The 26,011-nt window shown below is 35.1% G+C and carries 25 protein-coding genes and 1 pseudogene; 22 read left to right on the top strand and 4 right to left on the bottom strand.

What is annotated here, in order from left to right; translation table 11 throughout:
• The first annotated feature begins 19 nt into the window (after positions 1-19).
• Positions 20-577: a hypothetical protein gene (locus J3U24_RS01335; protein WP_267330922.1), complete on the top strand. Its 558-nt coding sequence runs from the start codon at positions 20-22 to the stop codon at positions 575-577.
• Positions 578-603: 26 nt separating this feature from the next.
• Here the strand turns inward: J3U24_RS01335 and yccS are convergent, their stop codons facing one another.
• Positions 604-2,694 carry a YccS family putative transporter gene (gene yccS, locus J3U24_RS01330; protein ID WP_218060024.1) on the bottom strand — a complete coding sequence of 697 codons (2,091 nt, stop codon included), beginning with the start codon at positions 2,692-2,694 and terminating at the stop codon, positions 604-606.
• 336 nt (positions 2,695-3,030) lie between these two features.
• Here yccS and J3U24_RS01325 point away from each other — a divergent pair, with 336 nt between their 5' ends.
• Genes J3U24_RS01325 through hisM form a run of 3 tightly spaced genes read left to right on the top strand, consistent with a single transcriptional unit; the run spans position 3,031 to position 5,240 of the window.
• Positions 3,031-3,819: a lysine/arginine/ornithine ABC transporter substrate-binding protein gene (locus J3U24_RS01325; RefSeq protein ID WP_065561733.1), complete on the top strand. Its 789-nt coding sequence runs from the start codon at positions 3,031-3,033 to the stop codon at positions 3,817-3,819.
• Positions 3,820-3,824: 5 nt separating this feature from the next.
• Positions 3,825-4,508, top strand: coding sequence for an ABC transporter permease (locus J3U24_RS01320; protein ID WP_065734523.1), 684 nt, complete (start codon positions 3,825-3,827; stop codon positions 4,506-4,508).
• Positions 4,509-4,520: 12 nt separating this feature from the next.
• Positions 4,521-5,240, top strand: a complete 720-nt coding sequence (gene hisM / locus J3U24_RS01315) for a histidine ABC transporter permease HisM (protein WP_065561731.1) — start codon at positions 4,521-4,523, stop codon at positions 5,238-5,240.
• A 78-nt stretch (positions 5,241-5,318) separates the two neighbouring features.
• Here the strand turns inward: hisM and J3U24_RS01310 are convergent, their stop codons facing one another.
• Together J3U24_RS01310 and lexA are read right to left on the bottom strand one after the other, a co-directional pair.
• Positions 5,319-5,699 (bottom strand): hypothetical protein, encoded by a 381-nt coding sequence (locus J3U24_RS01310; RefSeq protein ID WP_267337009.1) that lies wholly within the window; start codon positions 5,697-5,699, stop codon positions 5,319-5,321.
• 51 nt (positions 5,700-5,750) lie between these two features.
• Complete coding sequence (gene lexA / locus J3U24_RS01305; RefSeq protein ID WP_065734520.1) at positions 5,751-6,377, bottom strand: transcriptional repressor LexA; 627 nt, start codon at positions 6,375-6,377, stop codon at positions 5,751-5,753.
• 323 nt (positions 6,378-6,700) lie between these two features.
• Between lexA and coaE the strand changes: the two genes are divergently transcribed.
• From coaE to J3U24_RS01275, 6 genes are all read left to right on the top strand, one after another.
• Positions 6,701-7,315 carry a dephospho-CoA kinase gene (gene coaE, locus J3U24_RS01300; RefSeq protein ID WP_267337008.1) on the top strand — a complete coding sequence of 205 codons (615 nt, stop codon included), beginning with the start codon at positions 6,701-6,703 and terminating at the stop codon, positions 7,313-7,315.
• Entirely contained in the window at positions 7,308-8,045 is a 738-nt protein-coding gene (zapD, locus tag J3U24_RS01295; protein ID WP_065734518.1) for a cell division protein ZapD, read from the top strand. Before coaE ends, zapD begins: the two co-directional genes overlap by 8 nt.
• A 25-nt stretch (positions 8,046-8,070) precedes the next feature.
• A complete protein-coding gene (gene yacG, locus J3U24_RS01290; protein WP_065734517.1) occupies positions 8,071-8,283 on the top strand; it encodes a DNA gyrase inhibitor YacG in 213 nt (70 codons plus the stop codon).
• Positions 8,283-9,302: a tRNA (adenosine(37)-N6)-threonylcarbamoyltransferase complex transferase subunit TsaD gene (gene tsaD / locus J3U24_RS01285; RefSeq protein ID WP_267337007.1), complete on the top strand. Its 1,020-nt coding sequence runs from the start codon at positions 8,283-8,285 to the stop codon at positions 9,300-9,302. Before yacG ends, tsaD begins: the two co-directional genes overlap by 1 nt.
• A 30-nt stretch (positions 9,303-9,332) precedes the next feature.
• The gene (gene ycaO, locus J3U24_RS01280) at positions 9,333-11,090 is read left to right on the top strand and encodes a 30S ribosomal protein S12 methylthiotransferase accessory factor YcaO (protein WP_267337006.1); all 1,758 of its coding nucleotides are present in this window, start codon (positions 9,333-9,335) and stop codon (positions 11,088-11,090) included.
• Between the two features lie 422 nt (positions 11,091-11,512).
• Complete coding sequence (locus J3U24_RS01275) at positions 11,513-12,466, top strand: carbohydrate kinase family protein (RefSeq protein ID WP_267337005.1); 954 nt, start codon at positions 11,513-11,515, stop codon at positions 12,464-12,466.
• A 202-nt stretch (positions 12,467-12,668) separates the two neighbouring features.
• Here J3U24_RS01275 and J3U24_RS01270 read toward each other — a convergent pair whose 3' ends face one another.
• Positions 12,669-13,499, bottom strand: coding sequence for a shikimate 5-dehydrogenase (locus J3U24_RS01270; RefSeq protein ID WP_267337004.1), 831 nt, complete (start codon positions 13,497-13,499; stop codon positions 12,669-12,671).
• 72 nt (positions 13,500-13,571) lie between these two features.
• Between J3U24_RS01270 and J3U24_RS01265 the strand changes: the two genes are divergently transcribed.
• From J3U24_RS01265 to J3U24_RS01205, 12 genes and pseudogenes are all read left to right on the top strand, one after another.
• Positions 13,572-13,946 carry a nitrous oxide-stimulated promoter family protein gene (locus J3U24_RS01265; RefSeq protein WP_267337003.1) on the top strand — a complete coding sequence of 125 codons (375 nt, stop codon included), beginning with the start codon at positions 13,572-13,574 and terminating at the stop codon, positions 13,944-13,946.
• Positions 13,947-14,137: 191 nt separating this feature from the next.
• Positions 14,138-14,374, top strand: a complete 237-nt coding sequence (locus J3U24_RS01260; RefSeq protein ID WP_065561721.1) for a FeoA family protein — start codon at positions 14,138-14,140, stop codon at positions 14,372-14,374.
• Positions 14,371-16,671 (top strand): Fe(2+) transporter permease subunit FeoB, encoded by a 2,301-nt coding sequence (gene feoB / locus J3U24_RS01255; RefSeq protein ID WP_267337001.1) that lies wholly within the window; start codon positions 14,371-14,373, stop codon positions 16,669-16,671. The genes J3U24_RS01260 and feoB overlap by 4 nt, the downstream gene beginning before the upstream one ends.
• A gap of 15 nt (positions 16,672-16,686) precedes the next feature.
• Positions 16,687-16,923: a FeoC-like transcriptional regulator gene (locus tag J3U24_RS01250; RefSeq protein WP_267337000.1), complete on the top strand. Its 237-nt coding sequence runs from the start codon at positions 16,687-16,689 to the stop codon at positions 16,921-16,923.
• 734 nt (positions 16,924-17,657) lie between these two features.
• Positions 17,658-18,608: a transaldolase gene (gene tal, locus J3U24_RS01245; protein WP_267336999.1), complete on the top strand. Its 951-nt coding sequence runs from the start codon at positions 17,658-17,660 to the stop codon at positions 18,606-18,608.
• A gap of 115 nt (positions 18,609-18,723) precedes the next feature.
• Positions 18,724-20,730 (top strand): transketolase, encoded by a 2,007-nt coding sequence (tkt, locus tag J3U24_RS01240; protein ID WP_267336998.1) that lies wholly within the window; start codon positions 18,724-18,726, stop codon positions 20,728-20,730.
• A gap of 359 nt (positions 20,731-21,089) precedes the next feature.
• On the top strand, positions 21,090-22,037 hold the full coding sequence (locus tag J3U24_RS01235; protein ID WP_065734499.1) for a sugar-binding transcriptional regulator: 948 nt from the start codon (positions 21,090-21,092) through the stop codon (positions 22,035-22,037).
• A 217-nt stretch (positions 22,038-22,254) separates the two neighbouring features.
• Positions 22,255-23,502, top strand: a pseudogene (locus J3U24_RS01225) (NAD(P)H-dependent oxidoreductase).
• 79 nt (positions 23,503-23,581) lie between these two features.
• Positions 23,582-23,968 (top strand): transcriptional regulator GutM, encoded by a 387-nt coding sequence (locus J3U24_RS01220; protein WP_267336997.1) that lies wholly within the window; start codon positions 23,582-23,584, stop codon positions 23,966-23,968.
• 45 nt (positions 23,969-24,013) lie between these two features.
• A complete protein-coding gene (locus J3U24_RS01215) occupies positions 24,014-24,535 on the top strand; it encodes a PTS glucitol/sorbitol transporter subunit IIC (protein WP_065734496.1) in 522 nt (173 codons plus the stop codon).
• A 12-nt stretch (positions 24,536-24,547) separates the two neighbouring features.
• A complete protein-coding gene (locus J3U24_RS01210) occupies positions 24,548-25,573 on the top strand; it encodes a PTS glucitol/sorbitol transporter subunit IIB (protein WP_065734495.1) in 1,026 nt (341 codons plus the stop codon).
• An 18-nt stretch (positions 25,574-25,591) separates the two neighbouring features.
• Positions 25,592-25,945, top strand: a complete 354-nt coding sequence (locus J3U24_RS01205; RefSeq protein ID WP_065734494.1) for a PTS glucitol/sorbitol transporter subunit IIA — start codon at positions 25,592-25,594, stop codon at positions 25,943-25,945.
• Positions 25,946-26,011: the final 66 nt, after the last annotated feature.

Here is a 26,011-nt window from a genome sequence, read left to right as displayed (position 1 = left end):
CTTAAGGAGTAGGTAAACAATGAAAAAAATACTAATTGTATCTATTATTTCTTTAATAAGCTTTGGTGCTTATTCTCAAACATCAGTGCATCCAAAAACAGTGAATCATTCACCATCAACTGAAAAAGTAAATCTTCATCAACTAACGTTTATTGATTATATAAAAGATAAAAAGCCATTTGCATTCGTTTCTGTGACAGAAGATTTACTTGCTCATGGCGATAAATCAATTGAGGCTTTCTTTTTGATACCAGATGAAGAACGAACTCACTCAGATCCTGTCAATGCACAATATTCAAAACCCTATTATTCAATTGACGGCAGATACCACGACATTTTTCTTGGCAAAATAGGTTTACCAAATTCGTCAATATTTATTTATGACAAAGCCACTAAGCAATCAGTATCATTTGATATTAAAGATCTCAAAATATCAGCGGTGATTAAACCGAATCAAAACCAAGGTCCATATTTCGAATCAGATTATTTATATGGTTTTGAAATTGATGCAGATAAAGTTAACAACTTCGAACAACCCTTAGTCTACATTGGTGAACAAAACCCATTTATTCAATAACGAAGTTAAATTAATAAGCATGCTGGTCAATTAGTTTTTTCTTCAATTGAGGTAATTAAATCGATGATTTCCGGAAGAATATCCAAAATCAAAGCTAACTGTTGCATGACCAGCAAATCATTATCTTTATCATCATCGGACACAATCTCAAGATGATCATCCACCATTTTCTTTAAAGGAAGATATTCAGAGTCGATCTTCTTATTGCTCAAAATGGTAATAATATAAAGCGAAACATCATCAAATAGTTCAAGCGTGTGGGGCGAGATGTTTTTATCACGATGCGCCCCTAAGGTTGATAAGTAACTGATAAATGTATGATTAAGTGTTAATAATCGGAAACCTTGCTCAATCAGATCGGGTTTTACATGAGGCTCTTTGGTCATTAAGCTGATAAGTGAAGATAAATCGGCGTTACTATCATGTGCAGCTCGCCGTGCAACACGGTATTTAGGATCATTGGTTTTACCTGATACGTATTGACTACCAATTAGCGCCAAATAGTGACTATCATCATGGCAGACTCGATCAAGTAATTTAGGTAAGTTTCTAAACTTCCAATCAGGCCAGATAAAACTGACCGCAAACCATGCAATAAAACATCCAATTAACGTTGCTATAATACGTGATATTGCCACCGAAATACTACTTTCACCGATCAAGCTAAAACTAAAAAATACTAATAAAGTAATGAAAGCAGTCGCATAGGCATATTGCGAATTCTTAAATAGAAAAAACAACCAGCCGGTCAAAATAATCAACACTAATTGTGCTTCAATACTTGGAAATAAATAGGTTAACGGAATCCCGATGATGATCCCTAAAATTGTCCCGATTACTCGCAATTTTAAGCGGTATTTAGTGGTGGAATAGTTAGGTTGGCAAACAAATAAACTGGTTAAAATAATCCAATAGCCATGTGAAAGATGAGAGAAGAAAATCACCATATAACCCACAAAAAGCACTAGACTCATACGAATAGCATGGCGAAATAATGATGATTTCAAAGTTAAATTTTGTTTAATTCGTGAAAATATATCATGAAAGCGAGTTAGTTCCTCATCAATCAACTGATTATCTTCTTGTATCTTAGATAGGTGTTGCTCGGTATCAATATTGGCCAATAATAAATCGATGGCTTGCAAATTTTGATAGAGATTTTGCAACGATTTAATAAATAACATATTGGCATTAGGATGCTGTTGATATTGGACGATTGCCTCTTCTAAATAAGCAAAATAACGAGCAAACAGCGGATCATGGTGATAAGTTTGATTTAATTTAATCGATACCGCCAATTTGGCACAAGCTTTAGCTTGTAAATTCAAAATTCTTGCAAAACGAAATAACAGATCGCTATGCTTAAAGTGTTCACTGAGCGCTTGATAATCACCATGAGACGAACTTGCTCGTTCGTGAATATCTTGGGCAACAAAATAATAACTAAGCATCTTTCTAATATAAGATTGACCACGAAAGCCTTTTAAACGATTAAATAGCGAACGCTTGGTATCATTAAACGCATTAATCACTTGAGTGTTGCATTCTGTCAATTCAAGCGTTTGTCGTCTAAAGCCATCAGTTTCATCAGGATCAAACATCGCTGCTTTGGCATCAAGATAAAGTGATAATTTCAAGAAGCAATTTGCTAATGTCTGCTGAGTTGTACGAATCGGTTGTACTATAGATTCAATTAATGAAACAATGTTATACCAAAGTGCACCCAATAGTAGAAAGCAAGGCAGAGTATAGTTATCATCAAACAGATTGTGGCCCAGCATGGTATACGCAGCAATCAATAACGAACCAAAAGCAATCACGCCATATCGTTGTCCAAGCGTACCAAGCATAATAAACATAAACGTCGAGCTAACTAATCCAACAATAAATAACAAAGGAAAATTAAACAACAACTCGACCGAAAACGTTGCAATCGCAAAACAAACTAACGTAAGTAAAATATTGATACAGCGACTGAGCAACCGGGTATCAATCTCTGTCAGGCCTGCGGCAACCACGCCTAAAGTGAGTGGAATCACCAACGAAACTGAACCAAAATACCAAGGCACGAGCGTAGAGCCAGTTAAACTAACCAGCATACGAATACTAAATAGCAAATTACTGCTATAAAAAACTTTACGCAAAGATAAGATAAAAGAATGCACGTTATTTAGTGTTTGAAATGAGTTAACATCATAATGCAAAGCATACTATATAATTAGCGAAAGTAAATTTATTAATATCAAATCAGACTTAAAAGTATTGAATGGTATACTTTTTAAACCAAAAAAAGTTGAGGAACGGGGTTTTTGAAGCCTAAAAATTCGCCTTTTAACAATGTTAATTATAACTTTTACTCAATTTTCACCCGCATGTTGATAATTTTTTTTTATTATTAATTCATTTGATAACACGCTATATTATGCGTTCAAAAAATTTTACAGGATTAAATCATGAAGCGTCTATTTAAAATTGCCTCGGTAGCGATGTTGTTAAGTTGTGCTTGGACAATTCAAGCCAAAGTGCCTGAATCGATTAAAATTGGGTCGGATACATCCTACGCACCGTTTGATTTTATTGATAAAAATGGTGAAATCAGTGGCTTTAATATCGAAATCACCAAAGCACTTTGTGAAAAAGCCAAGATCAAGTGTGAGTTTCAGACTACTGATTTTGATGCGTTAATTCCCTCTTTATTGTCACGCAAAATCGACATGATATCCTCTTCATTGATGATGACGGAAAAACGTAAAAAACAGATAGCTTTTTCCGACGAAATTTTTATTACTAATTCTCGCTTAATCGCAAAAAAAGGCTCTGATTTGTTACCAACCATTGAGTCATTAAAAGGTAAGCGGGTTGGCGTTGAGCAGGGGACTTCTCAAGAGCATTTTGCTAATGATAAGTGGCGCCCAAATGGTGTAGTGATTGTGCCATATCAAAATCAGTTACAAGTGTTTTCGGATTTAGCAGCGGGGCGTTTAGATGCGGCATTGCAAGATGAGGTTACTGGTAGCTACGCCTTTTTAAAACAGCCTCAAGGTAAAGACTTTGCGTTCGCTGGTGATGTGCTTAGTGATAAAGGCTATTTTGATGTTGGTGTTGGGCTAGGATTCCGTAAAAAGGATGATGAGCTTCGTGAAGCGTTTAATCAGGCACTTGTTGAAATTTTAAATGATGGCACCTATAAGAAAATCAATGATAAGTATTTTGATTTTAGCGTTTATGGCAATAAAAAATAAATTATATGCAAGGCTATAGTTCATTAATATTACAAGGTGCACTAGTTACAATTGAATTAGCGATTTGTTCGCTAATTCTTGCCATAATGATGGGGGTAGTTTGTGCTCTTGGCAAATTATCTCAAAAGCCTATTTTGCAACTACTTTGTCAGGCTTATACCTCATTAATTCGCGGTGTGCCTGATTTAGTTTTGATGATGCTGATCTTTTTCGGTTTGCAATTTTTGTTAAACAGCATTACTGATTTTTTTGAAGCTGATATGATCGAAATCAATCCTTTTGTGGCAGGTATTATAACCTTAGGATTTATCTACGGTGCTTATTTTACCGAAACCTTCCGCGGTGCTTTTCAATCGGTTCCCAAAACATTAATTGATGCTGCTACTGCATTAGGCTTAAATAAGCGTCAAGTTTTTATCTATGTGCGATTCCCATTGATGATGCGTTATGCTCTTCCCGGAGTTGCTAATAATTGGTTAGTCATTTTAAAAGCCACGGCACTTGTATCATTATTAGGATTGTTCGATCTAGTAAAAGCAACCAAAACCGCTGGCGAGGCAACCTATCAACCGCTATTTTTTGCCTTACTAGCCGGAGCGTTTTATCTATTTTTTACTTCTATATCTAATGTTGTTTTATGGTGGCTTGAGAAACATTATTCCGCCGGTGTCACTAAAGCGAAATTATAATCGAGCCATATTATGTTAGAAATCATTCAAGATTACTGGAAAGCTCTATTATGGTCGGATGGCTACCATATTACAGGTCTGGCAATGACGCTTTGGATCTTGATTTTGTCTGTGTCATTAGGTGGGATTTTAGCATTAGTGTTAGCGGTGGGGCGAAATGCTAACCATATCTTCATTAAATGGCCGATTTGTTTGTTTACTTATGTTTTTCGTGGGACGCCACTTTATGTACAGTTATTGATTATCTATACCGGCATATATACATTGAGTTTTGTTAGCGAACATAAGTATTTAAGTGACTTTTTCCAAAGTGGATTAAATTGTACTATTTTAGCTTTTACACTCAATACTTGCGCGTACACTACTGAGGTTTTTGCTGGCGCGATTCGTAATGTACCAAGTGGTGAAATTCAGGCTGCTACCGCACTTGGCTTTAATCGCTGGCAACTGTATCGCTATATTATTTTACCAAGAGCTTTTCGAATTGCATTGCCTGCTTATAGCAATGAAGTGATTTTTATGTTGCACTCAACCGCATTAGCTTTTACTGTGACGGTTCAAGATGTGATGAAGATTGCCCGTGATATTTATGCTGAAACCTATCAACCATTTCATGCCTTTGGGATTGCAGCGGTGATCTATTTGTGTGTGAGTTTTGTTCTGATTTTTGGCTTTAAACAACTTGAAAAACATTGCTTAGCTTACATGCGGGTTAATGAAAAAGTGATATAAAAAAGTCAATCAAATAGAATTTTACCAAATAAAAAAACAGGCAACGTTTTGCATTGCCTGTTTTTAGAATCAACCAATTTAATTGATGATTAAATCATCAGCAGGCACTCCGTCACCATGACTATCACCACCATCTTTGGCGCCAGGCAGTGCTCGGGTGCGGTCAATTGGTAAAAAGTTACCGTTTGAAGTTTCGATCTGGCACTCACTCCAAAAAATAGAATATTTGGTGTTAGCGTGCATACTTTCACCACGGAAATAACATTTTGCAGCGCTGTATAAATCATTTCGACAAATAAGTGCTATTAGTAACCAAACACAAACTACGGCAATCGAAATCCATTTTAAATTGTGACACAAAAAAGACCAAAAACCTTGTTTACGAATACGACAGTAAGCGAAGACTAATAATATAACGCCAACAAATCCTAAAAATTCATATACCCAAAATAACCACATATTGTTATCTCCTAAGCAACAATTATTGGATATTTTATACTAACTTTAAGATTACATCCATGAACCATTACGAATAATACCAACCGCGATACCTTCAATGGCAAAATTTTGTTGCTCTAAATCAACATCGATTGGCGCAAATTCAGGATTTTCCGCTAGAAGTTTTACATGCCTTCCTTTTTGCGATAATCGTTTTACGGTGACTTCGTCATCAATGCGCGCAACAACCACTTGGCCGTTTTTTACATCTTGAGTTTTGTGAACGGCAAGTAAATCACCATCTAAAATACCAATATCCTTCATTGACATGCCTTGAACTCTTAATAAAAAGTCAGCTTGTGGTTTGAATAATGCTGGTGACATTTGATAATGGCTTTCGATATGTTCTTGTGCCAAAATTGGTGAGCCAGCGGCTACTTTACCAATTAAAGGGATGCCTTCAAAGTCGGATGCGTCATCTGGTTGTTCAAGTAATAAACGAATTCCACGAGATGAGCCAGCTATCATCTCAATTGCCCCTTTTTTAGCTAATGCTTTTAAATGTTCTTCAGCTGCATTGGCGGATCGAAATCCTAATTTTTGGGCAATTTCCGCTCGAGTCGGTGGCATACCGGTTGTTTGGATATTTTCTTTAATTAAATCATAAATTTGTTGTTGGCGTTCGGTTAATGGTCTCATGGTTTATTCCTGTTTTTATATACAGATACATGTGATTATATACAGCTATACGAACAAAACAACTGTTTTATCTAATTTTTTTGATATTAAACATTAAAAAATCCACAAAAAGTATTATTTTTGATCTAAATCACAAAATATGGTGGCATTTTTTCATCAAAATGCGTTATTGATGATATTCTGACAGAGATGATTTAAATGTTTTATGTAGGACCTTTTGCGGGTAATTATTAAAATTATTTTAGGGATAGATGCGATATATTCTGTTGCCCAGTTGTATGATATAATCCCTTAATATAGTCATTTTAGTTGGAATTTGATTTATGTCTTATATTGTTGCCCTTAGTGGAGGCATTGCAAGTGGTAAAAGTACCATAGCCCATCTATTTGCTCAATTAGGCGTTCCAATTATTGATGCTGACATTATTGCTCGCCAAGTGGTTGAAGTAGGTACGCCTGCTTTGGAGCAAATTACTAAACATTTTAGCCAAGAAATCTTGTTAGAAAATGGTGAATTAGACCGTAGCCAATTAAGAGAGATCATTTTTAACAATGATCATGAACGGTTATGGTTAAATAATTTATTGCACCCGATTATTGCTCAAGAGACGCAAAAACAGTTTGCTCAGCAAACCAAACTTTATGTGATATGGGTGGTGCCTTTATTAATTGAGAACAATTTACACCAGTTGGCTGATCGCGTTTTGATGATTGATATTCCAGAAGCGTTACAATTAGAACGCCTGATTAATCGAGATAGAATTAGTGAGTCATTGGCAAAAAAAATGATTGCAACACAGGTTTGTTTGACCGATCGTTTAGCCTTTGCCGATGATATTATTGTGAATGATGGTGATTTAGAGTCACTGAAAATTCAAGTAGATAACTTGCATAAGCAATATCTACATAACTTAAAAGTTAAGAATAGCTATGAATAACATAATTTTCGAACATCCATTAAATGAAAGAATGCGTACTTGGTTACGGATCGAGTTTTTACTTAAACAATTACATTTACATCGCCATTTCTCACAAAATAATGCATTATTGTTTTTTCATGCATTATCAGAGTTATTAGAAATCGTTGAGCGTAATGATGTTAAAGGCGATTTAATTAAAGAGATCGAAGCTCAAAAACAGAAAATACTATCTTGGATTGAACTTGATGGTGTAGACAAAGAGTTACTTGGCGATATGCTTAAAAAATATGATCTTTTTTTAACAAAGTTTAATTCGAGTTTACGCTTAGGACAAGCTTTGAAAGATGACCGTTTTATTACGGCAATTCGTCAGCGTTTGATGATCCCAGGTGGATGTTGTAGTTTTGATTTACCATCATTTCATTTATGGTTAAATCAAACACAAGAAAAACGCAATTCACAAGTTGATGAGTGGTTAAAACATATTGCGGTGCTTGATGAGCCTTTGAAAGCTTGTTTACAATTTATTCGACAATTAGGCGAATTTAGTCTTTTCACTTGTACCAACAATTTCTTCCAAGAAACCAATGGTGATGTGAGTTTGATTCGAATTCGTGTTGCTTTGGATAAAAATGTTTATCCTCAAGTATCCGGTCACATGTCTCGTTATAGTATTCGTTTTTTACCCCTTTATGCTGGCGATAATAACAATATTGATGCAATCGAATTTGAACTTGCATGTTGTTAGTCAAATAGAATTTAAGAGCGTTTAAATGAATAAAAATACCATTGTAAAATGTCCTACCTGCCAAAAAGATGTTGAATGGTCTGAAAAAAGTCCATATCGTCCGTTTTGTAGTAAACGTTGCCAATTGATTGATTTAGGTGATTGGGCCACAGAAGAACATCGCATCGCTGATAAAGAACTTTCTGAACAAGATCTTTGGAGTGAAGACGAAATTTCTGATCTGATGAGTAAGCATTAATGAAGATTTTAGGCATTGAAACCTCGTGCGATGAGACGGGGATTGCTATTTATGATGACAAGCAAGGTCTTATCGCCAATCAACTCTATTCACAAATCAAATTACATGCTGATTACGGTGGTGTTGTACCTGAGCTCGCTTCGCGCGATCATATTCGTAAGACGGTACCGCTCATTCAAGCTGCATTGAAAGAAGCAAATTTAAAACCCAATGATATTGACGGCGTGGCTTATACCGTTGGGCCTGGGTTAATTGGTGCATTAATGGTTGGTGCTTCTATCGGTCGCTCGCTTGCTTATGCTTGGAATGTGCCTGCGGTTGCGGTGCACCATATGGAAGGCCATTTACTCGCGCCGATGTTAGAAGATAATCCGCCCGAGTTTCCTTTTGTTGCTTTGCTCGTTTCCGGTGGTCATACTCAATTAATTAAAGTCACTGGTGTTGGCGAATATGAGTTACTCGGCGAATCGATTGATGATGCCGCAGGTGAAGCGTTCGACAAAACAGCAAAATTATTAGGTTTGGATTATCCTGGTGGTGCTAAATTATCTAAGCTTGCTGAGCAAGGCGATGCGTCACGTTTTCATTTTCCAAGACCGATGACAGATAGACCGGGTTTAGATTTTAGTTTTTCCGGTCTAAAAACGGCTGCAGCAAATACTATTCATCAACAAGGGCAAGACCTTGACGAGCAAAGCAAAGCTGATATTGCTAGAGCATTTGAAGATGCATTAGTCGATACGTTGTTGATTAAATCACGTCGAGCTTTAGATCTCACCGGTTTTAATCGTTTAGTTATCGCTGGTGGTGTTAGCGCCAATAAAACGTTACGCCGTAAATTAGCTCAACTAATGGCTGAGCGAAAAGGGCAGGTATATTATCCGAGATTAGAATTTTGTACAGATAATGGTGCGATGATTGCTTATGCAGGTATGATCCATCTTAAAACCTCACAATTTGCTGATCTGGCAATAGAAGTCAAACCAAGATGGCCATTAAGTGAACTTAATGACAAATAAATTGTTCAAGCTATATTAAAAAGGTTTTTAATGAAAACATTTATCCCCGGTAAAGATGCAGCACTTGAAGATTCGATTAACTATTTTCAACAACAATTGGAAAAATTTGACTTAGTTGTTAAAGAAGCTTCTTGGCTTAATCCTGTACCTAACGTATGGTCGGTACATATTCAAAATACTAAATGTCCACTCTGTTTTGCCAACGGTAAAGGCGCCAGCAAAAAAGCGGCATTAGCTTCTGCTCTTGGTGAGTATTTTGAAAGGCTTTCAACCAATTACTTTTTTTCTGATTTTTATTTAGGTGAAAAAGCTGCCAATAGTGAATTTGTTCATTATCCAACTGAAAAATGGTTTACGATACCGAAAGATAATAGCTTACCTAAAGGATTATTATCGCCAAAATTACTCAAGTTTTATGATCCGGATCATGAATTAACTGCTACCGATTTAATTGATTTACAGTCAAGTAATGGTGAACGTGGGATTTGTGCTTTACCGTTTGTACAACAATCCGATGGTCAAACCATCTATGTACCGGTTAACTTAATAGCTAATTTATATGCTTCTAATGGAATGTCAGCAGGCAATACTCCAAACGAAGCACGAGTACAAGGTCTGTCAGAAATATTCGAACGTTACACTAAAAATAGAATTATTACTGAGGCAATCAGTTTGCCAACCATACCTGTCGAAGTACTCAATCGTTATCCAGCAGTATTAGCTGCAATCGACGCTCTAGAAAACGAAGGCTTCCCGATTTACTGCTTTGATGGCTCATTAGGTGGCGAATTCCCCGTTATTTGTGTTGTTTTATTTAATCCTCAAAATGGTACTTGTTATGCCTCTTTCGGTGCGCATCCTAATTTTGGTGTGGCTCTTGAGCGAACCGTTACCGAACTCTTACAAGGACGAAGTCTTAAAGATTTGGATGTGTTTTCACCACCAAGTTTTGATAATGATGATGTTGCTGATTTAAGCAACTTAGAAACGCATTTTATTGATTCAAGTGGCTTAATCTCGTGGGATCTGTTTAATGAAAAACCGGATTATGAATTTGTAGATTGGGATTTTTCAGGATCGACAGAGCAAGAATTTGCTAATTTAATGGCAATTTTTAATCGTCATCAAATTGAAGTCCTGATCATGGATTACCAACATCTTGGGGTTTATGCTTGCCGTATTTTAGCTGTCGGCATGTCAGAAATCTATCCACCTGAAGATCTATTGATCGCAAACAATAATATGGCGATCCATTTACGCGAATTGATCTTATCGCTTCCTCATCAAAAGCGAACAGCAAAAGAGTTGCTGGCAATTATTGAACAGTTTGATGATGAAGGTTTAGATGATTTTGCTCGTGTTCGTGAACTGCTTGGCATTGCAACAGGTAAAGATAATGCATGGCTGACTTTACGAATTGGTGAATTAAAAGCTATGCTGGCATTAGCCGCTGGTGATTTACCGCAAGCAAAATTGTGGATCGATTGGACGGTTGAAATGAACGAATCCATCTTTACGACTGAACGTAACCATGCTTATCGTTGTTTGCAAACCTTAGTGAATTTTATTATTGAACGAGGCGAAAACCAATTTAGTGATTACCAAAATGCATTCAATAAAATGTATGGAAAAACTTGCGTTGACGAAATGTGGCAATATGCAACAGGCAAAAAACAGTTTTTTGGTCTCGCTGATTTGATTAGCAATGAGCATAATCATCCAATGGATCAATTTGTGATGCATCAAAAACTTTTAGAGGTCTACAACAAATTAAAGCAGACCATGTAAAATTGCTGTTTTTTAAGATAAATCATTATTTAAAGAGAAAGTATTCATCATCAGTGATAAACCTAAACCGTCTTTGCTGATGATTTTATGTACATTTGAATTTGATATTTAGTGATAAAAGGACTATATTTGAGACTTATGTCACAAAATTCAAGTTTTATGCTTACTAAACTTAAAAAATTCACTTAGCATAAAATGAATCCTTAAACGGGTTGTTCTATAATAATATATTATAGTTTTATATGATAAAGCCTTTTTGAGGCATCGTTTTTCTAAAAGCAATAAGTAGATTCCCTTATTGCTTTTCATTTTCTCTCTAGCAGTTTGAACGCTGGCATAATTATTTAAATCAAGTCGAACAAAGTTAAGTCAAAAATTTTCAATTTTTAGTTTTTTTAAATTAATCCATTTATTGAGGCTAAATGATGACAATTCTTACCGTAGGTTTTGCTTGTTTAGATCTAGTTTGTTTTACTTCACCTAATTTAGAAAAAAACGGTGTTATCCCGCCAGATAATATAGTCCGTTGTGGAGGTGGTTCTTGTGCTAATACGGCTTATTTGCTTGCACTTTGGGGCGAAGCTATTTATCACATTAGTCATTTAAATAATGATTCCTATGGTAATCAGATTGTTTCTGAACTTACTGATGCAGGCGTGAATACTGAGCAATTTATTTTTTCAGAAAACATGATCACCCCATTAGAAGCAATCACCATTGATGAACAAACCGGAATGCAAACCATTATATCGCATCGATTAACCACGCCACCAAAATTAACTGATGATGAAAAAAATAAACTCAATCACTTTATGCAAACCATTCGTGGCTACAATATTGTTATTTTAGTGGATGGATATGAAGCCGAATTAAGTGAATATATCATCAAGAATTTACCTAAAACGAAAGTTATTATGAGTATAGATAGTCTGTCTGATTCAAGTCTGTACCTAGCTCAACATGCAGATTATGTCATTGTAACTGAGCAATTTGCGTGTGCATTTTTAAAAATAAAATCCTTTAGTGATAAGAAAACAATTAAAGACGCATTTAAAAAATTGCGTAGTTTAACTAGCGGTAAAGTCATCATCCGCATGGGTGAAAAGGGGAGTGCATATCTTGATCGTCAAGAGGTCATCATTATTCCCGGTTTTAAAAACCAACCGATTGATAAGATGACCGAAAGTGATATTTTTCAGGGCGCTTTTGCTTACGGCATTAGTTATGATTGGCCATTAGAAAAGACCCTATTATTTGCAAATCTATCAGTTGCTGCTGTTAACCAGCAAAAAAGAGGGCGAAGCGCTATGCCAAACTTGGTTGATATCAATCGAGTAGGTAAAACGTTTAGTAAGCATTTTACTTCCTATTTTTAATTAATGATATTTTATAGAAGGTTTGCAAACATCAAAAACCCCGCTCCTCAACTTTTTTTAGAGTAAAAAGGGGGCTTCGAGTTTTTCAATTAAACAGATTTTAGGTAAGTTTGGACGTTTTAACCTGTATTTCATTAAGGAATAAACGTCCGAATCAAGAGAGATTTTAGAATGTGCTTTACAAATTATGTTATCAATGAGATTAACCTTGTCTGGCAAACTCAGCAGCTTGATTGATGAGTTCATCGCTAGGCGTAACACCGGTGTATAAAATAAATTGTTCAACGGCTTGTAACACAACAACATCTGCACCGGTAATCACAGTTTTATTTAATTTTTTTGCATAATTAATTAGTGGTGTTTCAATTGGTAGGGCGACCACATCAAATACAATATCAGCATGATTAATCAGGGCTTCACTGAATGCTAGTTGATCTGCTTCAACGCCACCTTGCATACCAATAGGGGTCACATTAATAATTAATTTTGCTTGTTCAGGCGTAATGGTTGATTCATCCTTAACCCATTTATAATTGTAACGCTGAGCTAAAGCTTCGCCTTTAATCTGATTTCGGGCACATACAATCCCATGTTTAAAGCCAGCATCATAAAAAGCGCCAATTACCGCATTAGCCATGCCTCCATTGCCTTTTAGAACAAATGGCGTGTTGTTGTTAATATGATTTGCCTTAATTAGTTTTTCTACAGCAATATAGTCGGTGTTATACGCTTTTAAATAGTGGTCGGTATTAACGATCGTATTCACTGCTTGAATGGATTGTACTGATACATCTAATTCATCAATAAATTCTATACAAGCTTGCTTATAAGGCATCGAAATTGCACAACCACGAATAGATAATGCTTTAATGCCATAAATTGCATCTTTCAAATTATTGGTGGTGAAGGCTTTATAGATATAATTTAGATCCAATTTTTCATATAAATAATTATGAAAGCGAGTACCAAAATTACTTGGTCTAGCTGAAAGTGACATACAAACAGTAGTATCTTTGTTGATAATTCTTGCCATTAACTAAAATCCTTGTGATCATACTAATTAATTTAGTATTCTAGCATCTTTTTGACCGATATATATTTAATTATGGTTGCAAATAACACTGGCCCCAAAATAAATCAGGAAAAAAACACAGTAAAAGTGATGATATATCTTTATTGTCACCAAAAACACCACACCTCAAAAAAACAGTTATGCGATGAGTGTAATGATCTATTACAGTACGCTATGCAACGATTGACTATGTGCCGATTTGGCGAGTCTAAAACTACCTGCGAACTCTGTTTAAAACATTGTTACCGTAAAGACTACAAACAGCGAATAAAAGAAGTCATGCGTTATTCTGGTCCAAGAATGATGATTTATCACCCTATAATGGCTATCAAGCATCTTAATAAAAACTTAAAAACGATTTTGAAGAGATTTGTAGAAAAGCGCTTTTCTAATGCAAAAAAAAGTTGAGGAGCGGGGTTTTTGAGCCTCGAATTATCAACTTTTGTCAGGGTTATCTTCTAATTTGCCTATAAATTCAATTGTTTTCACTTATTTTAGATGTTCTTTGCGATTTGTTCGCAGTTAAACACTAAAAATGCGAATGATTATCTTTTAAAATGTCGCCATTTATTGAAATACAACCGTATTTGATAGGAAGTATGATATTTACCCTTGAACACCTTTCTATAGGTCACGAGGCTGTTGTTAAACGCCTGTTACCTGACTCTTTACCTTTTCGAAGCAAACTTTTAGCTATGGGAATGACACCCGGATGTAAATTGAAGGTATTGCGAATTGCACCACTAGGTGATCCGATTGAAATAAGCCTTCGAGGTTTTTTGCTCTGTTTGCGTCGACGTGAAGCAGCAGCCATCGAAGTTGAGGTAGTTGCATGAAAATTGCGTTAATTGGTAATCCCAATTGTGGTAAAACCACCTTATTTAATTTGTTAACAGGCTCAAAGCAGCGTGTTGGTAATTGGCCTGGTGTGACGGTTGAGCATAAGTCAGGCTCATTTGATTATCAAAATACACAGTATGATGTTGTTGATTTGCCTGGAACTTATTCCATTGAGTCAGATTCAACCGCTCAAGATGAATTTATTACACGTCAGTTTTTGTTAACAGACAAAGACAGTTTGATTGTTAATGTTATTGATGCAACCAATTTGCAACGTAGCTTGTATTTAACTTTTCAGCTAATTGATATGCAAGTGCCGATGATAATTGTGCTTAATATGGTTGATGCACTTACAGCGATGGGGGAAAAGTTAAATATCGCTAAACTTGCGAAACTATTAGGTTGCCCAGTTGTGGCTATTTCATCTACGCAGAAAATGGGATTAACACAATTTTATCAGCAAATACAAATTAGCACTCTAGATCTAAAAATAGCAAAACCAACAATAGATACCTTAAATTGGGATTCAAAAGTGATCTTTAATCGCTATTTGGATGAATTACCCGTGACGAGCAAAATCCATCAATTTAACCGGTGGCAATTAATAGAAGCATTGCTTAATGGTTCTGATCCCTCATTTGATTTAGTTGAAAATGAGAAGTTAGAGACTTGTCGTCGTTTGGTATCGATTAATTTTGATTATCAAGTTGATGTAGCCTTAGCCTCTATACGTTACGATACGATTGATATGGTTTGCAAAATGGTGGTCGATAAACCTCGTGAGGCCAGCTTAAATCTTACTGAAAAATTGGATAAATTAGCTTTAGGACGTTTTACTGGGATTCCATTCTTTTTGTTTGCAATGTATGCCATGTTTTTGGTTGCGATTAATTTTGGTTCGGTTTTTGTTGATTTTTTTGAAGGTATTTTTAGTACGATTTTTGTTGATGGCTTTAATTACCTTTTAAATATGCTACATGCCCCAACTTGGTTAACGGTTATTTTAGCTGACGGGCTTGGTAATGGGATCACGACTGTATCAACATTTATTCCAGTTATTGCGGCGATGTTTTTTGTTTTATCTTTTTTGGAAGATTCAGGTTATTTAGCTCGAGCTGCGATGATTGTAGATCGTTTTATGCGATGTATCGGACTACCCGGTAAAGCCTTTGTACCAATGTTAATGGGATTTGGTTGTGGCGTGCCAGCTATTATGGGGACAAGAACATTAGACAGCCCACGTGATCGTCTCTTATCTATTTGTCTAATTCCTTTTATGTCTTGTAGTGCACGTTTGCCAGTTTATGCATTGTTTGCTGTGATATTCTTTCCTAATTATGCATCGGTTGTGGTTTTTATGTTGTATTTACTTGGTATTTTTGTGGCAATGCTGACCGGTTTTGTCTTAAAAAATACTTTGCTACAAGGCGAATTAACACCATTTATTATGGAAATGCCGGTCTATCGTATTCCGACTTTACGCAGTATGTTGCGAATAACTTGCCAACGGCTAAAAAGCTTTGTTTTACGAGCAGGTAAAGCAATTGTAGTGATGGTGACAGTACTTAGCATATTAAACTCATGGGGTGTAGATGGTTCGTTTGGGCATGAAAATTCGAATGACTCTATGCTATCTGTTATTGGCCAAAAAGTGACGCCAGCTTTTACACCAATGGGGATTGATAAACAAAATTGGCCAGCTACCGTGGGTATTTTTACCGGAATTTTTGCCAAAGAATCAGTGGTTGCAACTTTAAATTCACTCTATTCAATGGATCATCATGAGCAAGAAGAGTTTTCATTTTATGGTGGAATTAAGTCAGCTTTTTCCACAATTCCTGCTCATCTTATTGATTTAGCAAACTCAATTGGTGATCCACTCGGGCTCGTTAATCAAGATAGCCGACAAGATGAATTATCTGTTGATTCAATTACGATAACTAAAATAAGCAATTCTTTCATTACTTCAACTTCTGCCATTGCTTATCTCATTTTTATTCTACTATACACACCGTGTGCAGCAGCATTAGGCACCATTTATCGTGAGGCAGGGCTAAAATGGATGATCTTTGTTGCAGTTTGGACATTTGTTATTGGGTGGTTATGTGCGACGGTTTATTACCAATCTAGTTTATTAGGCCATTCAACATCTGCACCATATTGGCTAACTGGTATAGGGGTATTTATTATTCTGACTTTTGTTGTTATGCGTAAACTTGGCAATCTGCCATGCTTTAATCATTATCAGTTACCTAAACCACGCTCACACAATAAATCGGCTTGTTGTGAATAATAGACTTTAATTTTTATGCTTATAACATCAATCCGAGATTATATTCAATTACGGGGGCGAGCCAATTTGCTAGATGTGGCTCGTCACTTTCGTTTGCCTGAAAGCGCCGTTGAACCGATGCTTAATTTTTGGGTAAATAAAGGAGTCATTAAATTAGTAAATAATAATTTATTAACTTGTGCTGGTAAGCAGTGTTCGGCATGTGTTAGTTGTAATTTAGTCGTTTATCCCAATTATGTTTGGGTTCAGTAATTTATCTTCTTTTAACAATCTTAATTAAATCAGGTTAACCAGCCTTAAATAGACTAAATGTATCAAATGTATTAATCTTTAACCTTTGATTAAACCCTGTCACTTTTTTAAAAATTTAACCGCTTATTTTGCCTATTTTTGTTATCTTTTAAATAAAAAGGTCAATATATTTTTTATTCAATATCTTTTTTCGAGACTTACATCACAAAATTGAATTTATTTATACCTCAAAGTAACAAATGATATTAATATGAACGCATGTTCATTTTGGTGTGATGAAACACAAAATATAAAACATGAAGCTATTGGTGCAGATGATGCTGTATGTAAAGTGAGACAAAGCATTGTAGAATATTAAAACAGTATTTTAGTTTACATTGCTTAAATAAAGTCATGAAATACATGCAGTATAAGCCGTGATAGATTATCCGCCGTGAAAAATAGTGATCACATTATGGCAATGGATGCAAAAGGGTTGAATTTGCTAAAAATTGATTCAACTAAGGTAAAAATCATAATTTAAAAGTGGTCTATTTTCTGAAGAAGTAGAACGTTTTTTATTACGATGAGTTTTAAAGTAACGAGTTGTTGAATTACGCTTAAATTTAGCTTTGTTTTTATACTATTTTTGATAAAAATAGCCTGAACTGAAACGACTTTATCCTGTCGTTTTATTACTTAATAAATGTTATTATAATTATGTTTAAAAAACATGTAGTAGAGGAATTTGAAGTATGAGCCAATTAGATGAATTTAAAAAATTAACTGTCGTGGTTGCCGACACAGGTGATATTGATTCGATTAAACAGTTTTCTCCAGAAGATGCAACGACTAATCCATCGCTTGTGTTAAAAGCAGCTCAACTTCCTCAATATCGTTCTTTAATTGATTCAGCTGTTGATACAGCTAAAAAATTAGGTGGCAGTAAAGAACAGCAATTGGTTAATGCTTGTGATCAAGTTGCGGTGAATATAGGCGCCGAAATTCTAAAAACAGTTCCAGGTCGAATTTCAACCGAAGTCGATGCTAGATTGTCGTTTGATAAACAGGGATGTATTGAAAAAGCTCGGAAAATTATCGATTTATATAAACAAAAAGGCATTGATAAATCGCGAATTCTAATCAAAATCGCTTCAACTTGGGAAGGAATTAAAGCAGCGGAAGTTTTAGAGAAAGAAGGTATTAACTGTAATTTAACTTTACTATTTTCCTTTGCTCAAGCGCGAGCTTGTGCAGAAGTTAATGCATTTCTAATCTCACCATTTGTTGGACGTATTTATGACTGGTATCAAGCAAAGAAACCAATAGAACCTTATGTTGCCGATCAAGATCCGGGCGTAGTATCTGTTCGTAATATTTATAACTATTATAAACAGCATGGTTATAAAACAATTGTGATGGGAGCAAGTTTCCGTAAAGTTGATCAAATATTAGCGTTAGCGGGTTGTGATCGTTTGACCATTTCTCCTAATTTGTTAGCGGAAATGCAACAATCAAATGCGCCAGTAGAACGCAAATTGAATCCGAATCAAACAATTGTAGAACGTCCATCGTTAATGACTGAAGCTGAGTTTAGATGGCAACATAATAGTGATGTAATGGCAGTTGAGAAATTAGCTGAAGGCATTCGAGCCTTTGCGGTCGATCAAGGTAAACTTGAAGATATGATCGGGGCACTGCTTTAATTATTAATAAAAGGGGAGATAGTTCCCCTTTTTAATTTTGTTACAAACCTGTTTTATTTGTCTGCTGATCGCAGACTATCAATGAATTATTAAATATTTTTTGGAGATCATTATCATGAATGCAACCACACTATCCCACCGCGAATTAGCAAATGCGATAAGAGCATTAAGTATGGATGGCGTGCAAAAGGCAAAATCAGGTCATCCAGGTGCACCAATGGGGATGGCTGATATGGCTGAAGTACTTTGGCGTGGATTTTTAAAACATAATCCAACCAATCCAAATTGGGCAGATCGTGACCGATTTGTGTTATCCAACGGTCATGCGTCAATGTTAATCTATAGCTTGTTACATTTGACTGGTTATAACGTAACGCTTGATGATTTAAAAAACTTTCGTCAATTAAATGCTAAAACAGCAGGTCACCCTGAATTTGGTCATGTTCCAGGTGTTGAAACCACAACAGGTCCACTTGGTCAAGGTATTGCTAATGCAGTGGGTATGGCAATAGCTGAAAGAACATTAGCTGCTCAATTTAATAAGTCTGGCCATACAATTGTTGACCACAATACTTATGTATTTATGGGTGATGGCTGTATGATGGAAGGGATCTCTCATGAAGTTTGTTCTTTAGCGGGAACCCTTAAATTAGGCAAACTTATCGCTTTTTACGATGATAATGGTATTTCAATCGATGGTGAAGTTGAAGGTTGGTTTACTGATGATACAGCTAAACGTTTTGAATCTTATGGATGGCATGTGATTCGCGGTATTGATGGACATGATGCGAAAGCGTTGGCTGAAGCTATCGAACAAGCACAAGCTGTAACTGATAAACCATCATTATTAATGTGTAAAACTGTCATCGGTTTTGGTTCGCCTAATAAAGCCGGTAGCCATGAAAGTCACGGGGCTCCTCTTGGTGATGCTGAAATTGAAGCAACACGTAAAGCATTAGGTTGGTCTCATCCTGCATTTGAAATTCCAAAAGAATATTATGATGCATGGGATGCAAAAGCTAAAGGTAAACAACGTGAAGATGAATGGAATGCTCGTTTTGATGCCTATGCTAAAGCTTATCCTGATTTAGCGAAAGAATTTAAACGCCGTATGAATGGCGACTTACCAAGTAATTGGCAACAAACAGCCAAAGATTTTGTTAATAAATTACAAGCAAATCCAGCAACAATTGCAACTCGTAAAGCGTCACAAAATGCAATTGAAGCATTTGCTCCAGTATTAACTGAATTTTTAGGTGGTTCTGCTGACTTAGCGCCAAGTAATTTAACCATGTGGTCTGGTTCTAAAGAAATTTTAGCCAACCCTGCTGGTAACTATATCCATTATGGTGTGCGTGAGTTTGGTATGTCAGCAATTATGAATGGTATTTCTTTACATGGTGGCTTTATTCCTTATGGTGCAACCTTCTTGATGTTTATGGAATATGCTAGAAATGCAGTACGTATGGCAGCATTAATGAAGATTCGCTCTTTATTCGTTTATACTCATGATTCAATTGGATTGGGTGAAGACGGCCCAACACACCAACCAGTAGAACAAATGGCAAGCTTACGCGTGACACCAAATGTAAGTACTTGGCGTCCTTGTGACCAAGTTGAATCAGCCATTGCTTGGCAATATGCGGTTGAACGAAAAGATGGTCCAACTGCACTTATCTTCTCAAGACAAAATCTTAAACAACAAGAGCGTACAGCTGAGCAATTAGCTAATGTTTACCGTGGTGGTTATACCTTAAATGATTGTAGCGGTACGCCAGAACTTATCCTTATTGCAACAGGTTCAGAAGTTGAGCTAGCTGTTGAGGCTTATCACAAATTAACCGAAGCAGGTAGAAAAGTAAGAGTTGTTTCAATGCCATCAACTGATGCATTTGATAAGCAAGATCAAGCTTATAGAGAATCAGTATTACCATCTTCAGTAACAGCTCGTATCGCTATCGAAGCTGGTATTAGTGACTATTGGTTTAAATATGTCGGTTTAAACGGCAAAATCATTGGCATGACAACCTTCGGTGAATCAGGCCCAGCAGAACAACTATTTGCTAAGTTTGGTTTCACGGTTGAAAATGTTTTAAACCAAGCCAAAAGCCTATTGAAATAAATCATAGTTTCATTAACAAAATAAAACTTCGCTAATAACTTTAGCGAAGTTTTTTTATATTTCTATTTTATATTTTTTAGATCCCAATTCTTAAATCCCCCTTTATCTATTACTTTTGTCGCTAATAACTCCATAACCAATTTATAACATTCTTTTTATAACTTATTTTTAATATGATTTATTTTTATAAATTATTTATTTTCAATTAACTACAACTATTTTTATTAAACTATATTTTAGTTATTTTGAATTATATTCATGAGGAAAATTGACCTAATATATGATTTTTTTCCATTTATGTTACTATGGGTAAAACATTTGTTATATTAGCTGACTATTGTTAATTATAGGAGTGATTTATGAGATGGGAAGAAAAGCGAGATTTAGTCAAGATTGCGACTTGGTATTACCAATACGGTTGGACTCAGGCTCAGATAGCTCAGAAGATAGGTATTTCGAGATCAATTATTTCTAAAAAATTACAAGATGCGAAAGAATTAGGTATTGTCGAAATTTTTATCAAGGATGAAACAGCATATACAGTTGAATTAGAGCAAAAACTTGAAAGTAAATTCAAATTGGAAGAAGCGATTGTTGTTGCTACGCATGATCTATCTTATGAGGAATCTACCAATTGGTTAGCTAAAAAAGCAGTTTACGCATTGAATAAACGAATTTTGAAAGTTAAAACTTTAGGTATTTCATGGGGAAAAACGATTAGGAAATTCGTTAACGAGTTCCCTTATATCACTCATAAAGAGCTTGTTATTGTACCTTTAATTGGTGGCATGGGCGCCGAGGAAGTAGACTTACATTCAAATCAAATTTGTTATGATCTTAAGAAGAAGATGCAATGTACATGTAAATACCTTTATGCTCCTGCACTGGTTGAAGACGAAACAATGAAAAAAGATTTATGCAAAAATAAATATATAAATGAAGTTCTCAATGAAGGTAAAACGGTTGATATGGCAATCGTAGGTATTTCTAATCCTTATCATAATAGTACTATGGAAGAGATTGGTTATATTAATAACAAAGATCTTGAGGAGTTTCGTTATTACGATGTAGTAGGAGATTGTAATTCACGTTTTTATACTTCTGACGGGAATGAATCGAAAAGCCCTATAAATCATAGAATTATAGGTTTAGGGTTAGATGATTTACGTAAAATTCCAACAGTAGTTGCAATTGTCTCTGGTGAAAATAAAGAAAAAGCGGTCGTTGCAGCTTTAAATTCTAAGATTATTGATGTTATCGTTATGACTGACAAAATGGCAGAATATGTTTTAAATATTAATCATTAATAATTTTATAGTATTAATTTTAGTTAATAAGCCTCTTTATTTTATAAAAGAGGCTTTTTTATGTCCTAAATTTGTAATTGGTGACAAATGTCATTTATTGTGACAAAAGTCACATAACGTTACTTTCCTAATTGTAGTTATGATTTGTTATGTTATCTTTATGATAAATAGTTAGTATATCTATTTAATTAAAAAAATTAATAAGGAGAACATAATAATGACCATATATAAACAATTGTTACAAAGAGAAGAAAATGACAACCCGATTAAAGTTGGTGTTATAGGTGCTGGTCAAATGGGAAGAGGAATGATAGCGCAAATAGCAACCATTCCAGGAATGAGTGTAACCTGAATTAGTGATATTAATTTAAAAGCTGCACAACAAGCAGCGAAAGATTATAAGGCTAGTGCTAGTAAGAAAAATAGTATTCTGGTTTCTAAAAATTTTAAAGAAGTGATCCAATCAAAAGATGTTGAAATAATCGTCGATGCTACTGGGGTGCCAGAAGTAGGTGCAAAAATTGCCTTAGAAACATTATTGGCCAAAAAACATTTAGTTCTTCTTAATGTTGAAATTGATATCACGATAGGTCCTTTGATGCATAAACTATTTAGTGCTGCAGATCTTATCTATACCGGTTCTGATGGTGATGAACCAGCTGCAACTCTTGAAATGTACGAATTTGCTAAATCAATGGGTATGGAAGTATTAGTTGTAGGTAAAGGGAAAAATAATAAATTAAAAATCGAGGCAAACCCTGATACTGCACAAGCTGAAGCTGATTCAAAGCATATGTCATCTCATATGTTAGCAGCATTCCAAGATGGTACGAAAACGATGGCAGAAATGAATTTACTTTCTAATGCAATGGGATTTATTCCAGATGTAGTGGGTATGCATGGTGTTAAAGGTGATTTAGATTCTGTTCTTAAAGATTTAAACCTTAAAGAAAACGGTGGTGTTCTTAATAAATTTGGCGTTGTTGAATATGTAGATGGTTTAGCACCTGGGATTTTTGTTATTGTTAAAGGACAAAATCCAAATGTTAGTAATGAATTGAATTACTTGATGAAAAAAGGTGATAGGGATCATCATATTTTATATCGTCCTTTCCACTTAGCTAGCCTTGAAACACCAATGACGATTGCTAAAGCGATTTTAAATCACGATACCGCCATTGTTCCTTGTGGCGCTCCTGTATCTGAAACTGTTGCGGTCGCTAAAAAGAATATTAAACGAGGTGAGAAACTTGATGGTATTGGTGGTTTTTGTGTCCGCGGTGTTATTGAAACACATGCAGATATGAAGAAAAACAAAAATATTCCAATTGGTCTTATCAGCGGTAATGTTGTTGCTAAACGAGATATTCCAAATGGTAAGTTTTTAACTGAAGATGATGTTGTTTTAGATGAAACAACAACAGTTTGGAAATTACGTAAACTTCAAGATGAAGTCTTTAGTTAAAAATATAAGAACTGCTGAGCAATAAGGCTCAGCAGTTTTTAAAGCGATGTGTTAACTAGATTTAATAGGGTTGAAAAATATGAATATTGTAATAATTGCCACTGTTATTTTTGTTTTACAGTCTACATTGAGCTTAATGCAAATTAAGTATTATCAAAGATATATATACAAAATAACTCAACAATATTCAAATTCTAAAAATTATCATCTTTATACAGCTATTGAACGTAAATGGTTTGGTTCAAGTGCGATTGTGGTTATGGTAATTGATGAAAATAATATGATTAAGGATTGTCAGATTTTAAAAGGAAAATCTGTATTTGCCAAATTTAAACCTTTACCAAAATTTAATGGGTGCTATCTATCACAAATTTTAACTAATTTACAAGAAGAGAGTGGAACTAGAAGACTCTCTCTTGAAGAAAAAGCAATTATAAAAATGGGAACAAATCAAGTTCCTATTTGATTAAACATTAATAAAAGCGTTATTACAACTTTAAAGGAGATAATAATGGAATATATTGAGTGGTTTGGAACCCATTTTATTGGGTTGTTTCAGGCTGGTGGGCAAGTCTTTGTTGGATTTATGACTGGAATTGTCCCGCTTTTAATTGTGCTATTGACATTTACTTATTCTTTAATTGCTTTTATTGGTGAACAAAGAGTCACTAAAGCTATTCAATTTTCTGCTAAGAATATGTTATTGCGTTACAGTTTAATGCCAATACTTTCAGTTTTAATGTTAACTAACCCAATGGCTTATACTTTTGGTCGCTTTGTTAAAGAAGAGCAAAAACCGGCTTTTTATGATTCGGTTGTTTCTTTTTTGCACCCAGTGACCGGTTTGTTTCCTTATGCAAACGCAGGTGAGTTATTTGTATTTCTAGGTATTGCAAATGGTGTTATGGATGCGGGTTATAACATTTCGAGTCTTTCTGTTCGGTACTTTTTAGCTGGTGTTATTATTATTTTAATGCGTGGTGTTATTACCGAAATGATTACTAAATTTTTGATGCGTAAAGAAAATCTGTAGGGGAGAGTCACGATGTATAAAACAATTTTTATCGAGAAAGGCCAAGGTGGCTGGGGAAAAGGTTTTTCTTTAACGCCAACTGCTGAAAAACATAAAATACTTTCTGTTACTGGTGGTGGTATTCATCCAGTAGCCCAAAAAATTGCTGAATTGTCAGGTGGTGAGGCTGTAGATGGCTTTAAAAATGCAATTCCAGAAGATGAAATTTTGTGTGCAATTATTGACTGTGGTGGTACTGCTCGAATTGGTGTTTATCCAATGAAAAAAATTCCTACCATTGATGTTATTCCATCTGCGCCAACTGGTCCTCTAGCAAAACATATTACTGAAGATGTTTTTGTTTCAGGCGTTAAACCTCAAAACATAATGTTATCAGAAGGTCATAATGAACAATCAACGACGACATCTTCGCAGGATCAACAACAGCAAACGGTTGAAGATCCAGTTTTGGATCGCGAAAAATTCAAAGAAAAATATGCACAAATAAAGAAAGAACATTCCCAAAATCAAAAGGAAAGCTTGTTGATTAAATTATCACGAGGTATTGGTAAGGCAATGGGGATCTTTTATCAAGCTGGTCGCGATTCGACAGATATGTTAATTAAAAACATTATTCCTTTCATGGCATTTATTAGTATGCTTATAGGGATTATTAATTACACAGGAATTGGTAATATTATAGCTACAACATTGTCACCTTTGGCAGGTTCAATATGGGGGATGATGGTTATTGCGTTTATTTGTAGCTTACCATTTTTATCTCCAATTCTTGGACCAGGAGCAGTTATAGCGCAAGTGATTGGGGTTCTGATTGGTTCGCAAATTGCAATTGGTGCAATTCCAGTTGCGTATGCATTACCTGCGTTATTTGCTATTAATGCTCAGGCTGGATGTGATTTTATTCCTGTTGGATTATCTTTAGGTGAAGCAAAACCTAAAACAGTTCAATTTGGTGTACCCGCAGTATTGTATAGTCGTATGATAACTGGAATATTGGCTGTTGTTATTGCATGGGTTATGAGTATTGGAATGTACTAAACTAAAAAAGGGTTAAATATGGCTAAAAGTATCATTACTGAAATCGGTTCAATTGTTCCAGAATTCAAGGAAGAAAAAGTTATCATTTTATTTGGTCCAATGGCAACACCTGATTTACGTGAAATTTGTGTTATTCATGAATTTCATAAAAAGCCTAATCAAACATTGGTTGAAGGTAAAGAGTTTACGTTAGGTAAGCATAAATATACCATTAAACAGGTTGGCAGTGAGGCAAATAAAAACTTTGAAGAATTAGGTCATATTTCTATTTATTTTAAACAAAGTGATGATGGCATTTTGCCAGGTGCAATAGAAGTTGAACCTGCTGTTTTTCCTGATTTAAATATTGGTGATGATATTTGTTTTGAATAATAGCTAGGAATTTATCCATTTTGTAGACAATAATTATTATTTTTGATTCAACAAATTTTGAAAAAC

The sequence above is a fragment of the Gilliamella sp. B2785 genome (assembly GCF_026537005.1).
In the GTDB taxonomy this organism is placed as follows: domain Bacteria; phylum Pseudomonadota; class Gammaproteobacteria; order Enterobacterales; family Orbaceae; genus Gilliamella; species Gilliamella apicola_E.
Note: the sequence above shows the minus strand (reverse complement) of the source record. Positions and strands in the feature narration are given on the sequence as shown.

Bases quoted from the DNA above. Each gene is read 5' to 3' on its own strand.
- zapD (WP_065734518.1), top strand. From the start codon at position 7,308: ATGAATAACATAATTTTCGAACATCCATTAAATGAAAGAATGCGTACT.
- J3U24_RS01250 (WP_267337000.1), top strand. From the start codon at position 16,687: ATGCTTATAACATCAATCCGAGATTATATTCAATTACGGGGGCGAGCC.
- feoB (WP_267337001.1), top strand. From the start codon at position 14,371: ATGAAAATTGCGTTAATTGGTAATCCCAATTGTGGTAAAACCACCTTA.
- J3U24_RS01335 (WP_267330922.1), top strand. From the start codon at position 20: ATGAAAAAAATACTAATTGTATCTATTATTTCTTTAATAAGCTTTGGT.
- J3U24_RS01205 (WP_065734494.1), top strand. From the start codon at position 25,592: ATGGCTAAAAGTATCATTACTGAAATCGGTTCAATTGTTCCAGAATTC.
- yacG (WP_065734517.1), top strand. From the start codon at position 8,071: ATGAATAAAAATACCATTGTAAAATGTCCTACCTGCCAAAAAGATGTT.
- hisM (WP_065561731.1), top strand. From the start codon at position 4,521: ATGTTAGAAATCATTCAAGATTACTGGAAAGCTCTATTATGGTCGGAT.
- J3U24_RS01215 (WP_065734496.1), top strand. From the start codon at position 24,014: ATGGAATATATTGAGTGGTTTGGAACCCATTTTATTGGGTTGTTTCAG.
- lexA (WP_065734520.1), bottom strand. From the start codon at position 6,377: ATGAGACCATTAACCGAACGCCAACAACAAATTTATGATTTAATTAAA.
- J3U24_RS01265 (WP_267337003.1), top strand. From the start codon at position 13,572: ATGGTTGCAAATAACACTGGCCCCAAAATAAATCAGGAAAAAAACACA.
- J3U24_RS01325 (WP_065561733.1), top strand. From the start codon at position 3,031: ATGAAGCGTCTATTTAAAATTGCCTCGGTAGCGATGTTGTTAAGTTGT.
- J3U24_RS01210 (WP_065734495.1), top strand. From the start codon at position 24,548: ATGTATAAAACAATTTTTATCGAGAAAGGCCAAGGTGGCTGGGGAAAA.
- J3U24_RS01275 (WP_267337005.1), top strand. From the start codon at position 11,513: ATGATGACAATTCTTACCGTAGGTTTTGCTTGTTTAGATCTAGTTTGT.
- J3U24_RS01320 (WP_065734523.1), top strand. From the start codon at position 3,825: ATGCAAGGCTATAGTTCATTAATATTACAAGGTGCACTAGTTACAATT.
- tsaD (WP_267337007.1), top strand. From the start codon at position 8,283: ATGAAGATTTTAGGCATTGAAACCTCGTGCGATGAGACGGGGATTGCT.
- J3U24_RS01220 (WP_267336997.1), top strand. From the start codon at position 23,582: ATGAATATTGTAATAATTGCCACTGTTATTTTTGTTTTACAGTCTACA.
- J3U24_RS01270 (WP_267337004.1), bottom strand. From the start codon at position 13,499: ATGGCAAGAATTATCAACAAAGATACTACTGTTTGTATGTCACTTTCA.
- J3U24_RS01310 (WP_267337009.1), bottom strand. From the start codon at position 5,699: ATGTGGTTATTTTGGGTATATGAATTTTTAGGATTTGTTGGCGTTATA.
- tal (WP_267336999.1), top strand. From the start codon at position 17,658: ATGAGCCAATTAGATGAATTTAAAAAATTAACTGTCGTGGTTGCCGAC.
- coaE (WP_267337008.1), top strand. From the start codon at position 6,701: ATGTCTTATATTGTTGCCCTTAGTGGAGGCATTGCAAGTGGTAAAAGT.
- tkt (WP_267336998.1), top strand. From the start codon at position 18,724: ATGAATGCAACCACACTATCCCACCGCGAATTAGCAAATGCGATAAGA.
- J3U24_RS01260 (WP_065561721.1), top strand. From the start codon at position 14,138: ATGATATTTACCCTTGAACACCTTTCTATAGGTCACGAGGCTGTTGTT.
- J3U24_RS01235 (WP_065734499.1), top strand. From the start codon at position 21,090: ATGAGATGGGAAGAAAAGCGAGATTTAGTCAAGATTGCGACTTGGTAT.
- ycaO (WP_267337006.1), top strand. From the start codon at position 9,333: ATGAAAACATTTATCCCCGGTAAAGATGCAGCACTTGAAGATTCGATT.